The organism is Pseudomonas sp. Irchel 3H7 (assembly GCF_900187605.1).
Classification (GTDB): Bacteria; Pseudomonadota; Gammaproteobacteria; order Pseudomonadales; family Pseudomonadaceae; genus Aquipseudomonas.
The window spans coordinates 333,349-346,159 of the sequence record NZ_FYEA01000008.1; the positions used below are offsets into that span (position 1 = coordinate 333,349).

A 12,811-nucleotide genomic window follows, 5' to 3' on the forward strand; every position below is an offset into this window, starting at 1 on the left:
TTGCCTCCATTGGTTAACACCAACAAAAACTGCGTGGAGATACACCAATGGACGGATTCAACCTGCGTCATCTGGTTTTGGCTGTCGCTTTGAGCAGCGGCATGGGCAGCGCCTTCGCTGCGACTGACAATGACTTTGTCGATAACGCCGCTGCCGGTGGCATCGCGGAAATCGAAACCAGTCGACTGGCGCTGGAAAAAAGCCAATCGGCTGACATCAAGGCCTTCGCCAATATGATGATCACCGACCATGGCAAGGCCAACGATGAGCTGGCGACCATTGCCAAGGCTAACGACATCGAAGTCCCGGACACCACGACTCTGGTCAAACAGGCCAAGGAAAAAATCCTCGAAGTGCGTGATGAGTCTTTCGACGCGGCCTACGCCAACAATCAGGTGAAGGCGCACGAAGAGACCATCGAGCTGTTCAAGAAACAAGCCAATACCGTGACCGATGACAAGGTCAAAGGCGCTCCTGAATTGAAGGCGTTTGCGCAGAAAATGCTGCCAGCCCTGGAAAAACATTTGGCCGCCGCCAAGGAACTGCAGGCCAAGCATCCGAGCAAGTAAACAGCCTTACCCTCACCCCAGCCCTCCCGAAACGTCGGACCGCCCGGAGGGAGAGGGAGCCGACCGAGGTGGATGCTCGAGTTACGCCGACCTGAACGTTTTGAGTCGAACGCAGGTTCTGAACAGCCCCCGATCTGAAATCTCGAGCTGAACTGAGCTTTTGAAAAGCACCGAGATCGGCTCCCTTCCCCCTCGCCCCCTTGGGGGAGAGGGCTGGGGTGAGGGGGATCGATGTCCGCAACGCCACAAATCCAAAGCAAAAAAAAGGCCGCATTCAATAGATGCGGCCTTGTCATATCCGCCGAAATCAACCGCCATCCGTATCAATATCAGCATCGGTCTCCTCGCCCGGCTTAGCCCGGTCCGGTTTTGGCTCGAAGCCCGGGCTGAACTCATTGTCGTTGTCCGTGTGCTTGTTCTTCTGATCCACCGCCGGATCGCCACTCTGCGCCTGCCCGCCATCGCCCTGCTGCTGCGTCGGCACCGGCTGCCCCGGCACCTGCGGGTCGATAGCCGGATCATTGCGATTGATCGGTTCGCCAGATTGGCTCTGCTGCTTCGTTTGCTCGTTCATGGCCACCTCGTTGGTCAAACACCCCGGCGCACATCCGCCGGGTGTCAAAGATTCGAAGCCTGCCCCACGCCAACGTTCAAAACTTCGCCGCGCCCGGCCACGCCGACTAGAGTTACCGGGACGTTCCTTGCGCCAGATCAAAAAATATACGTGCGTGAACGAACAACTATTTCGAACGGCAAATGTCGATCACTTCGCGGCGATCATTTTCACGACCGCCCCCTAATTCGCGACGGAGCAACAGGCACATGGCAGCACTGCAGAACAGCACACTCGATGCGATGAAAAACAAACAAGCACAACTGCTGGGCGAATGGATCAACGGCCTGCAAGCCAGCGGCGCCACGCGTAACCTGAAAGAGCACGATCTGCAGCAACAGACCACGGAATTCCTGCAACTGGTGGTCAGTGGCATCGAGAACGACAACGGCACCAACATCGCCGCACCCGGTTGGGAGACCACCCGCCAGTTTCTCGAAAAGCTCTCCCACAGCCGCGCACTGCTCGGCCAGGATTCGCAGCAGACCGCCAGTTTCATCTTCGCCCTCAAAGGCCCGCTGTTTAACCTCCTGCAGAACCATTACAAAGACCAGCCTGCGCTGCTCGCCGAACAGCTCTGGGAAGTCTCGGAACTGCTCGACGCCTTCGGCATGCACACCATCCGCACCTTTCAAAAATCCCGCGAAGCGGTGATCAAGCGTCAGCAGGAAGAACTGCTGGAGCTGTCGACCCCGGTGGTCAAGCTGTGGGACGGCGTACTCGCCCTGCCAATGATCGGCACCCTCGACTCCCAGCGCACGCAAGTGGTGATGGAGTCGCTGCTGCAACGCATCGTCGACACCGGTTCGGAAATCGCCATCATCGACATCACCGGCGTGCCGACCGTCGATACCCTGGTCGCCCAGCACCTGTTGAAAACCGTGACCGCAATCCGCCTGATGGGCGCCGATTGCATCATCAGCGGCGTACGTCCGCAGATCGCGCAAACCATCGTCCACCTCGGCCTCGACCTGCAAGGCGTGGTGACCAAGGCCAATCTGGCCGATGCGCTGAAACTGGCCCTGACCCGTCTGGGTATCAGCCTCGTCAAGACGGTATAAGCATGGAACGTATCCCGATTCTCCAGATGGGCAAGTTCCTGCTGGTGACCATCCAGGTCGACATGCATGACCAGCTCGCCCTCACCTTGCAGGACGACTTGTCCGAGCGCATCAGCAAGACCTCGGCGCGCGGGGTGTTGATCGACATCTCGGCGCTGGACATGGTCGACTCGTTCATTGGCCGGATGATCAGCACGATCTCCGGCCTGTCGAAAATCATGGACGCCGAAACCATGCTGGTCGGCATGCAGCCGGCGGTGGCGATCACCCTGGTTGAACTCGGCCTGACGCTGCCCGGCGTCAGCACGGCATTGAACGTCGAGCGCGGAATGAAGCTGCTGCAGGAACGAGTAGACCGGCAATGACCGTACGCAGCAGCGGTACTCAACCCATTCACATCGAGCAGGATGTCGTGCTCGCGCGCCAGACCGCACGCAAACTGGCCACCGAATGCGGAATGCGCCTGATCGACCTGACCAAAATGGTCACGGCGGTCAGCGAACTGGCGCGTAACACCATGGTTTACGGTGGTGGCGGCGACATGGACTGGCAGATCCTCGATGAAGATCACAAGGTCGGTCTGCGCCTGACCTTCCGCGACGAAGGCCCGGGCATTGCCGACATCAAACTGGCGATGACCGACGGCTGGACCTCCGGCAGCGGCATGGGCCTGGGTCTGACCGGGGCGAAACGCCTGGTTGAAGAGTTCGAACTGGAAACAGAGCCCGGCAAGGGCACACGAATAACGATTACCCGATGGACATGAATATCAGCGGGTCGATGACCCAGGTTTTACTGATCGAGGACAGCAGCCAGATCGGCTACGCACGGCGTACGGCGCAACAACTGGCCGAACAGCATGGCTTCGACGAGCGCGATGCCGGGCGTGTGGCATTGGTGGCGACGGAGCTGGCGAGTAACGTGCTCAAGCACGCCAACCACGGTGAGATGCACCTGCGGGTGCTGCCGCGCATTGATGGTTTCGGCATTGAGTTGCTCGCTATCGACCGTGCTCAGGGGTTTGATTTGCAGGCCTGTATGCCCGACGGCTTCTCCACCGGAGGCACCCAAGGCATTGGCCTCGGCTCGATATCACGCCAGGCTGAAGTGTTTGATGTGTACGCGGATGCCCGTGGCGCGGTGTTACTGGCCCGGTTTTATCCTCGCTCGGATCGCGAACCGGACATGCATTTTGGAGTCAGCCAGCACTCGCTGCACAACGATCCCGCCTGCGGCGATGTCTGGCACCTGGCGTATGACAACGGCAGCGTCAGCGCGCTGATCATCGACGGTCTGGGGCACGGTGAAGACGCCGAACGCGCCGGGCTGGCAGGCGCAGAAACCTTCGCCCTGACACCGTTTGCCGAGCCGGTGATGCTGATGGAAGACATGCACCGCGACATGATCGGCACTCGTGGCGGCGCCGTCGCGTTTACCCAGTTCGATGCTCGCCGCGACAGCCTGACCTTTGCCGGCGTCGGCAATATCGGCGCCAGCCTGATCAACGCCGACAAATCCCGTGGCCTCGCCTCGCACCCGGGCATTGTCGGCGTGCAATACCGGAAAGCCCGGCCTTTTGACTATGCTCACGTGAACGGACATCTATTGATCATGTACAGCGACGGCTTGCAGTCCCGTTGGAATCTTCAAGACTACCCCGGTCTGGTGCACCGCCATCCCGCCGTGATAGCCGGCGTCCTGCACCGCGACTTCTGTCGCGGGCGCGACGATGTAACGGTGCTGGTCGTTGCCCTGGAGGCCGCCCATGGCTGAGTCGCCGATTCTGAGCAGCACCGAGCAGGCTGCGCTGATTGCGCAGTTGCAGAGCGAAACCGCGGCGCTGCGCGAAGAACTCGATGAAACCAATCAGGGCGTGCTGGCGCTGTACGCCGAACTCGATATACAGGCTGAGGAATTGCGCCAGGCCTCGGACTTGAAAAGCCGTTTCCTGTCGTACATGAGCCATGAGTTCCGCACGCCACTGGGTTCGATCCTGAGCATCAACAGCCTGCTCGCCGACGAACTCGACGGCCCGCTCAGTCCCGAGCAACACAAGCAGGTAGCGTTCGTCAGCACGGCTGCGCGCGAACTCAGCGACATGGTCGATGACCTGCTCGATCTGGCGAAGATCGAGGCCGGGCGCATCAGCATTTCTCCGGCGTGGTTCGACATGTTCGATCTGTTCTCCGCCCTGCGCGGGATGTTCCGGCCGATTGTCGATGCCAGCGCCGTGGACCTGATATTCGAGGAACCGGTCGGTTTGCCGCGCCTGTACACCGACGACAAGAAACTTGCACAGATCCTGCGCAACTTCATTTCCAACTCGCTGAAGTTCACCACCCGTGGCGAAGTGCGGGTTTCCGCGCGGCTCGAAGGTGCGGACAAGGTGCGCTTTGCCGTCAGTGACACCGGAATCGGTATCGCACCAGAGCTGCATGGTGCATTGTTCGAGGACTTTTCCCAGGTCGACTCGCCGTTGCAGAAACGCCTGCGCGGCACCGGGCTGGGCCTGTCACTGTGTAAACGCTTCGCCGCCCTGCTCGGCGGTGAAGTCGGGCTGGAAAGCACGCCGGGGGTCGGCTCGACCTTTTTCGTGATCATTCCGCTGGCGATCGCTCTGGAGAACGTCGATGAAACGTGACATCCGCCTGTTGATCGTCGACGACAACGTCGCCACCCGCTACGCCCTGCGCCGACGGCTGGAGCGTCACGGCTACGAGGTGCTGGAGGCCGGCACCGGCGGCGAGGGGCTGGCGCTGATCGACAGCGAAGCGCTCGATGCGTTGATTCTCGACGTCAATCTGCCGGACATGAGCGGCTTCGACATCGTGCGCAAACTGCGCGCAGATACCCGCACGGCGCTGCTACCCGTTATTCATGTGTCAGCTGCGTCGATCCAGACCGGCGACATCATCACCGGCCTCGACGCCGGTGCCGATGCCTACCTGATTCACCCGGTTGACCCGGATGTGCTGCTGGCCACCCTGCGCACGTTGCTGCGAGTACGCGACACGGAAAATGCCCTGCGCGAAAGTGAAGCGCGGTTTCGCGAGATTTTCGTCAACGTCTCCGCACCGATCGCGGTGCTCGATGCCAGCCTCAAGGTGCACGAATGCAACCATGCCTTCACACAACTGATTCTCGACAATCGGGATCCGCAGGCCCTGCGTGAATGCTTCGCCGAAGATCAGAGCGCCATCCTCAATGAGCTGCGCCTGCGTCTGGTCGATGGCGAGCGCTGGAAAGGCACGCTGAACATGCGCGTGCAGGGCGAGATCCGCGAGACCGAGTGGCAGATTTCGCCGTACCGCACGCCCGAACTGAGCCTGGTCTTCGTTGAGGACGTTACCGAGCACCGCCACCGCGAGCGCTCGCATCTGGCGCGTCTGGATGACACCACCACGCAACTGGCCAAGGAAGTCGCCGAACGCGTGCGTGCCGAAGCGCAGTTGCTGCAGGTGCAGAAGATGGACGCACTGGGCAAACTCACCGGCGGTATCGCCCATGACTTCAACAACCTGCTGACCGGAATCATCACCAGCCTCGAGCTGATCCAGAAACGCGTGGTCGATGGGCGTCTGGACAAGGTGCAGTTTTACTCCGAAGCGGCGCTGAATTCAGCGATGAGCGCTGCGTCCCTCACCCACCGCTTGCTGGCCTTTGCCCGTCAGCAACCACTGGATACACGGCCGGTCGACATCAACGAGCAAGTCCGTTCGCTGGAAGAATTGCTGGTGCGCACCATCGGTGAGCGGATCACCCTCAAGCTAGAGCTGACCAGCAAACCGGCCATCGCGCTGGTTGACCCAGTGCAGCTGGAAAGCGCGGTGTTGAATCTGGTGATCAACGCCCGGGATGCCCTGCCGGTGGGCGGCAATATATGGGTCAACACTTACGCCGCGTACTCCCATGGCGATCCGAATCTGGCCGATGGCGCTTACGTGGCGCTGTCGGTGCGTGATGACGGTACGGGCATCGAGCACAATGTCATCGACAAGGTCTTCGATCCGTTTTTCACCACCAAACCGTTGGGCCAGGGTACGGGGCTGGGGTTGTCGACGATCTATGGTTTTGCCCGCCAGTCGGGTGGCGATGCACACATCCGCAGCGTCGCGCGGCGCGGCACCGAAGTGACGATCATGTTGCCGGCTAGCACCGACCCGACGGGGGCCGATATCCCTGCTCCCGTGGTCGATCCGCAAGGCAGCGGTGAGCATGTGCTGATTGTCGAGGATATGCCGTCGGTGCGCATGTTTGTCACTGAAGTGCTGGAGGACGCCGGTTATCGCTGCACCCAGGCGGCGGATATCGAAACGGCGCTGGAGCGGTTGCAGAATGATCCGTCGATCAACCTGTTATTGACCGACGTCGGCCTGCCGCGCATGAGCGGTCGTGAATTAGCGGATGTGGCGCGGGGCTGGCGTGAGGGATTGCCGATTCTGTTCATGACCGGGTATGCGGAGACAGCGATCAATCGTCAGGTGTTTCTGGGCAGTGGCATGGACATGCTGGTCAAGCCGTTTCAGATCAGTGAGCTGCTCGAAAAGGTCCGCCGCACCCTTGATGGTGCCTGACTGCAGCACCCACAGGAACTGATGTCGAACACAGATCCACTGTAGGAGTGAGCCTGCTCGCGATGGCGTCAGGTCAGCCAATTCATCTGTGACTGACACCCCGCTATCGCGAGCAGGCTCACTCCTACAGGGGTCTTGTGGTGGACCCATACTTCGAATTCACCGCAAAAAACTGTGGGAGCTGGCTTGCCAGCGATGAGGCCAGTGGCAGCACCGCATCTATTAATTCAGGGCCCGAGCCAGAAACGGCGCCGTCCGGCTCTTCTTGCTCGCCGCAACCTTCTGCGGCGTGCCCGCCACGACAATCCTGCCGCCCTGATCCCCCGCCCCCGGCCCGATGTCGATCACCCAGTCACTCTGCGCCACCACGCGCATTTCGTGCTCGACCACGATCACCGTGTGCCCCGCCGTCACCAGCGTATCCAGTTGCTCCAGCAGCCGATCGACATCACGCGGATGCAACCCGGTGGTCGGTTCATCCAGCACATACAAGGTCGCGCCGCGCTGATTACGCTGCAACTCGGTAGCCAGTTTGATCCGCTGCGCTTCACCGCCAGACAGCTCCGTGGCCGGTTGCCCGAGGCGCAGATAACCCAGGCCAATATCGCGCAGCACTTCCAGTGAACGACGAATCCCCGCTTGCTCGGAAAACACTGACACCGCTTCCTCGACGGTCAATTGCAGCACCTGGGCGATGCTCAAACCCTCCCAGAGAATCGCCAGGGTCTGCGGGTTGTACCGCGCGCCATGGCAGGTCGGGCACGGCGCATAAACGCTGGGCATGAACAACAACTCGACACTGACAAAGCCTTCGCCTTCGCACGTGGCGCAACGACCCTTGGCGACGTTGAAGGAAAACTGCCCGGCGTCATAACCCGCCGCCCGTGCAGCGTCGGTCGCGGCGTAGAGCTTGCGTACGTTGTCGAACAACCCGGTGTAAGTCGCCAGATTGGAACGTGGCGTACGGCCGATGGGTTTCTGGTCGACCTGCACCAGTCGCTTGATCGACTCCAGCCCGGACGTGACCTGACCGCTGCTGACCTGCGGGGCGTCGTCTTCGAGGCTGAGTTCTTCCGGCTCGCTGTCCACCGTCGGCCGCCCCAACTGCGCGCCGACCAGTTCCAGCAAGGCCTGACTGACCAGGCTCGACTTGCCGGAGCCGGAGACGCCCGTCACCGAGGTAAAGCAGCCCAAGGGAAATTCGGCACTGAGGTTGTTCAGATTATTGCGGGTGATGCCCTCAAGTTTCAGCCACGCCGTCGGTTTACGTGCCGTTCTTGTCTGACGTTGCGATTCGGCAAACAGATAAGCACGAGTCTGCGATTGCTCGATCTCGGCCAGACCGGCGGGCGGGCCGCTGTACAGCACCTGCCCACCCTGCTCGCCCGCTGCCGGGCCGACATCGATCAGCCAGTCGGCGCGGCGCATGGTTTCCAGGTCATGCTCGACCACAAACAGCGTGTTGCCGTCCGCCTTCAAGCGCTGCAAGGCTTCGAACAACGCTTCGCCATCGGCTGGATGCAAACCGGCGGAAGGTTCGTCGAGCACATAAATCACACCAAACAACTGCGAGCCCAATTGTGTCGCCAGGCGCAAGCGCTGCAACTCACCCGACGACAGCGTTGGCGTACTGCGCTCCAGCGCCAGATAACCGAGGCCCAGATCGGTCAGCGTGCTGACGCGCTCCAGCAGATCCTCGGCAATACGCTGCGCCGCCAGACGTTTCTCCAGCGACAGATTTGGCGTGTGGCGCACATCGGGCGCGCTGCCGTGCCCGCTGGCGCCATGGGCCACGCGTTGCTGACGGGCCTCGCGGGTTTGCGCGTGACTCAAGGTCTCGCCGGTTTCTTCGGCATGTTCCAGATAACTGGCCGCCGCCACCGGCCGTAATACCTCGGCCACTTGCAATAACGGCATTTGCGACAATTCGCCAATGTCGTACCCGGCAAACGTCACCGACAACGCTTCACGTTTCAGGCGTTTGCCGTCGCATAACGGACAAGGGCTGCCGAGCATGAACTGTGAAACACGCTTCTTCATCAACGCACTTTGCGAATGAGTAAAGGTGTGCAGGATGTAGCGCCGGGCGCCGGTGAAGGTGCCTTGATAACTCGGCTCCATCTTGCGTTTGAGGGCGACCCGGGTTTCTTCCGGAGTCAGCCCGGCGTACACCGGCACGGTCGGGGTTTCTTCGGTGAAGAGAATCCAGTCGCGCTGTTTTTTCGGCAGTTTTTTCCACGGGATGTCGACGTCGATATCCATGGTCACGAGGATGTCGCGCAGGTTCTGCCCCTGCCACGCCAGCGGCCAGGACGCCACGGCGCGCTGGCGGATGGTCAGGTTGGGATCGGGCACCATCAGCGCCTCAGTGACTTCATAGACGCGGCCGAGGCCATGGCACTGCGGGCAGGCGCCTTGCGGGGTGTTCGGCGAAAAATCCTCGGCGTACAACATCGGCTGCCCCGGCGGATAACTGCCGGCGCGCGAATAGAGCATGCGGATCAGGCTCGACAACGTGGTCACACTGCCCACCGACGAGCGCGTGCTCGGTGTGCCGCGTTGCTGTTGCAGGGCCACGGCCGGCGGCAGGCCTTCAATCGAGTCGACATCCGGTACGCCAACCTGATCGATCAGCCGTCGCGCATAGGGCGCCACCGATTCGAAGTAGCGGCGCTGGGCTTCGGCATACAAGGTCGAAAACGCCAGCGACGACTTGCCCGAGCCAGACACCCCGGTGAACACCACCAAGGCATCGCGGGGGATGTCGACGTCGATGTTTTTCAGGTTGTGTTCACGGGCGCCGCGCACCCGGACCATGCCGGTGGGCGCTTTGGAGGTGCGTTTGGAAGTCATCGACCTGCCTTGGTAAAGGAATGTTCAGCGCTCAGTTGCCGAGAACCACCCGGATCATCTGCAACAAGGCTTCGGGGCTGTACGGTTTGCCGAGCAAATGGGTGTCGGGGCTCAACTGGTGATTGCGCGAGATGATGTCGCGGGTGTGCCCGGAGGTGAACAGCACCGCCACCGGCGGCGTCTGCACCTTGGCCCAGGCGAACAGGTCGGAGCTTTTGATCAGCCCCGGCATGACCACGTCGGTGAAGATCAGGTCGACTTCGGTACCTTCCAGCAGCATTTGCATGGCCGCATCGCCGTGGCCGGCGGTCAACACGCGGTAACCCTCCTCGCGCAACAACTCGACCGCCGAAGCGCGCACCGCGTCGTTGTCTTCAACCACCAGAATCGTCTCGTGGCCGCCACTCTGCTGCCGTTGCAGATTGGGCGATTCATCAAGGATCGGGCGCAGGCTGCGCGGGAAGTACAACTGCACCCGCGTGCCCTCGCCGACGGTACTGACGATCTCGACGTGGCCGCCACTCTGCTTGACGAAGCCGAACACCATGCTCAGGCCCAGCCCGGTGCCCTGGCCATCGGCCTTGGTGGTGAAAAACGGTTCAAACACCTGCTCGAGAATGTCTGGCGCAATGCCGGCGCCGCTGTCACTGACGGCAACCCGGACAAACTCGCCGGAGACGATGCCTTTACCGGCGCAGAACTCGCGATCGAGGCGCACGTTGGCAGCGCTGAGCGCAATGGTGCCCTCGCCCTTCATCGCATCCCGAGCGTTGATCGCCAGATTGAGAATGGCGTTTTCCAGCTGGTTGCGGTCGACGTTGATATGCCACGGTTGCTGCGGCAGCTGCACATCGATCTGAATGGTTTCGCCCAGCGCTCGCTGCAGCAATTCGCCGACACCTTCGAAGATCTGTCGCGGGTTACATACTGCCGGCGACAACGGCTGACGCCGGGCAAACGCGAGCAATTGCGAGGACAGCTTGGCACCGCGCTCGACCGCCGCCAGCGAGGCACTGACCCGGCGTTGCACGTTGGCATTGTTCGGTTCGTGGCGCGCGAGCAAATGCAGATTGCCGGCGATCACTTGCAGCAGATTGTTGAAGTCATGGGCCACGCCCCCCGTCAGACCGCCAATGGCTTCGAGCTTCTGTGACTGGCGCAACTGCTCTTCAGCCGCCAGCCGCGCCTCGACCTCTTCGCCGACGCGCTGTTCAAGGTTGCGGGTAAATTTGAGCAGGGATTCTTCGGCGATCTTGCGTTCGTGGATGTCGATCAACACGCCGGGAAAGCGTAACGGCGCGCCGTGTTCGTCGAACTCACAGGCGCCACTGGCCAGCACCCAGGAATAACTGCCGTCACTGCGTCGCACGCGATACTCGGCGTTATACGGTTCACCGGTCTGCACGGAATGGGCGACGCGCTCTTGTACCCAGGCGTGGTCATCGGGGTGAATGCGCGACTCGGCAACGTCCTGGGCCAGATTGCTCAGGTCCTGATCCGGTGGATAGGAGAACGTGCGGGCGAATCGTTCGTCTGCCGACAGCGTGTTGTTTTTCACGTCCCAGACAAACGAGCCAAGCAAGGCCCCGGCATTCAACGCCAGACGGACCCGCTCATTGTCGGCGCGGTAGGCTTGTTCCGCCGCCTGCCGCCGGCGTTCGGAGTGCACGAACTCGGTGGTTTCCACCACCATCGCCATGACCCCGGCCGGCTTGCCATCATCATTGGCCACCGGGCTGTAATACAGATCCATCCAGACGTCTTCGGGGACGCCATCGCGCAACAACACCAGCTCTTTATTGCGAAACGACAAGGTGCCACCGGCCAGGCAGGTATCGACCACGTGCCGGTTGAAATCGGCGACTTCCGGCCAGCCCAGCTCTACCGGCGAACCGAGCAGATAGGGGTGGCGACCACCGGCAAACTTCGAATAGGCATCGTTGTAGATCATGTACCCGGCATAGCCCCAGAGCATGACCATCGGCAGTGGCGACGCCAGCATCAGTTGCACCGCACTGCACAGGCTGGCCGGCCAGCTGTTCAACGGGCCGAGTTCGGTGTGGCTCCAGTCGAACGCACTGATGCGCCCGGCCATTTCGCCTTTCCAGCCCTCACAACCATGGCTATCGGATAAAAACTGCATCGACTGACTCAGTGTCCTGTGGTGATTGCCCGATAAATCGCGACGCCATAACGACGCAACGCCCGTCTGTTTCGAGCGTCATCAGTCGTATTGGTTTCATATGAGGTATAGCCGATTTCATCCTCGCCCGAAGCCTAAACCCCGATCAGGTGTTTGAGCGGATGGTAGCCAGTTTTCATTTTGGCGGCGACGTCGAGAATGGCCTTCTCAATGCCGTTGAGATGCGTGCAGGTCAATTCGATGGCAGCGCTCTGATTACCGGCCTCGATGTATTCGATCAGACGCAGGTGCTCGTCGTCGCGGCAGACTTCATGGCTGTCGTCGTCCAGCGCCGCAGCATACAACGAGGCACGGGAAATCAACTTCTGGAACCAGTCGAGCAGCACCGGATTATTCAGGCTGCGCGCCAGTTTGATGTGGAACTCGCCGAGCAGATGAATCAGCCGCTCGTGGTCACCAGCGGCGTGCGCTTCATCTTCCAACAGCAGGTGTTCACGCAGGTCCTGCATCGCGGCGGTGTCCTTGCGCCGGCACAGTTCGGTGACGATGCCGATTTCGATAAGGCGGCGGGTTTCGAACAGCGAACGGATCTCTTCGTTGCTCGGCAGCGACACCGATGCCCCTTTGTTGGGCTCAGTGGTGACCAGTCCGTCGGCCTCCAATTGCTTCAATGCGGCGCGCACCGACGTGCGGCTGACATTGAATAACTCGGCCAGCGAGGCCTCGCCCAGCTTCATCCCAGGGCGCAACGAACGCTTGCTGATCGCCTCGTAAACACCTTGGTAGACGCGGTCGACCGTGGTTTCCGGTTTCTTTTCGGTCATTTGGGCACTCCTTTAACGTCGAGCAACTGAGTGTCACGCAGGATATAGCCTTCGGCGTCGAGATGCAGGGTCTTGATTGCACGTTGATTGCGGATCCCCCATGGGGGCGGCGTCGCTCTATCTATCTGCTCGTTGCAAGCAGGACACATGTGTTGGGAGGGGGGCGGTGAGCAG

General features: G+C 61.0%; 11 protein-coding genes. 7 read left to right on the forward strand and 4 right to left on the reverse strand.

The features are described 5' to 3' along the window. The first annotated feature begins 47 nt into the window (after window positions 1-47). Entirely contained in the window at window positions 48-569 is a 522-nt protein-coding gene (locus tag CKW38_RS17535; protein ID WP_007912543.1) for a DUF4142 domain-containing protein, read from the forward strand. Window positions 570-876: 307 nt separating this feature from the next. Here CKW38_RS17535 and CKW38_RS17540 read toward each other — a convergent pair whose 3' ends face one another. Beyond that, window positions 877-1,143: a hypothetical protein gene (locus CKW38_RS17540; protein WP_007912542.1), complete on the reverse strand. Its 267-nt coding sequence runs from the start codon at window positions 1,141-1,143 to the stop codon at window positions 877-879. A 248-nt stretch (window positions 1,144-1,391) separates the two neighbouring features. Between CKW38_RS17540 and CKW38_RS17545 the strand changes: the two genes are divergently transcribed. Genes CKW38_RS17545 through CKW38_RS17570 form a run of 6 tightly spaced genes read left to right on the forward strand, consistent with a single transcriptional unit; the run spans window position 1,392 to window position 6,817 of the window. Continuing rightward, a complete protein-coding gene (locus tag CKW38_RS17545; protein ID WP_095113392.1) occupies window positions 1,392-2,243 on the forward strand; it encodes an STAS domain-containing protein in 852 nt (283 codons plus the stop codon). A 2-nt stretch (window positions 2,244-2,245) separates the two neighbouring features. After that, on the forward strand, window positions 2,246-2,608 hold the full coding sequence (locus CKW38_RS17550; RefSeq protein ID WP_007912539.1) for an STAS domain-containing protein: 363 nt from the start codon (window positions 2,246-2,248) through the stop codon (window positions 2,606-2,608). Beyond that, window positions 2,605-3,009 carry an anti-sigma regulatory factor gene (locus CKW38_RS17555; protein WP_007912537.1) on the forward strand — a complete coding sequence of 135 codons (405 nt, stop codon included), beginning with the start codon at window positions 2,605-2,607 and terminating at the stop codon, window positions 3,007-3,009. Before CKW38_RS17550 ends, CKW38_RS17555 begins: the two co-directional genes overlap by 4 nt. Beyond that, window positions 3,006-4,016 (forward strand): ATP-binding protein, encoded by a 1,011-nt coding sequence (locus CKW38_RS17560; RefSeq protein WP_095113420.1) that lies wholly within the window; start codon window positions 3,006-3,008, stop codon window positions 4,014-4,016. Before CKW38_RS17555 ends, CKW38_RS17560 begins: the two co-directional genes overlap by 4 nt. Then, the gene (locus CKW38_RS17565; RefSeq protein WP_095113393.1) at window positions 4,009-4,884 is read left to right on the forward strand and encodes a sensor histidine kinase KdpD; all 876 of its coding nucleotides are present in this window, start codon (window positions 4,009-4,011) and stop codon (window positions 4,882-4,884) included. The genes CKW38_RS17560 and CKW38_RS17565 overlap by 8 nt, the downstream gene beginning before the upstream one ends. Beyond that, the gene (locus tag CKW38_RS17570; RefSeq protein ID WP_095113394.1) at window positions 4,874-6,817 is read left to right on the forward strand and encodes a response regulator; all 1,944 of its coding nucleotides are present in this window, start codon (window positions 4,874-4,876) and stop codon (window positions 6,815-6,817) included. Before CKW38_RS17565 ends, CKW38_RS17570 begins: the two co-directional genes overlap by 11 nt. Before the next feature lie 222 nt (window positions 6,818-7,039). Here CKW38_RS17570 and CKW38_RS17575 read toward each other — a convergent pair whose 3' ends face one another. From CKW38_RS17575 to CKW38_RS17585, 3 genes are all read right to left on the reverse strand, one after another. Then, window positions 7,040-9,670: an excinuclease ABC subunit UvrA gene (locus tag CKW38_RS17575; RefSeq protein ID WP_095113395.1), complete on the reverse strand. Its 2,631-nt coding sequence runs from the start codon at window positions 9,668-9,670 to the stop codon at window positions 7,040-7,042. Window positions 9,671-9,701: 31 nt separating this feature from the next. After that, entirely contained in the window at window positions 9,702-11,813 is a 2,112-nt protein-coding gene (locus CKW38_RS17580; protein WP_095113396.1) for a hybrid sensor histidine kinase/response regulator, read from the reverse strand. Window positions 11,814-11,947: 134 nt separating this feature from the next. Further along, on the reverse strand, window positions 11,948-12,637 hold the full coding sequence (locus tag CKW38_RS17585; protein WP_007912527.1) for a GntR family transcriptional regulator: 690 nt from the start codon (window positions 12,635-12,637) through the stop codon (window positions 11,948-11,950). Window positions 12,638-12,811: the final 174 nt, after the last annotated feature.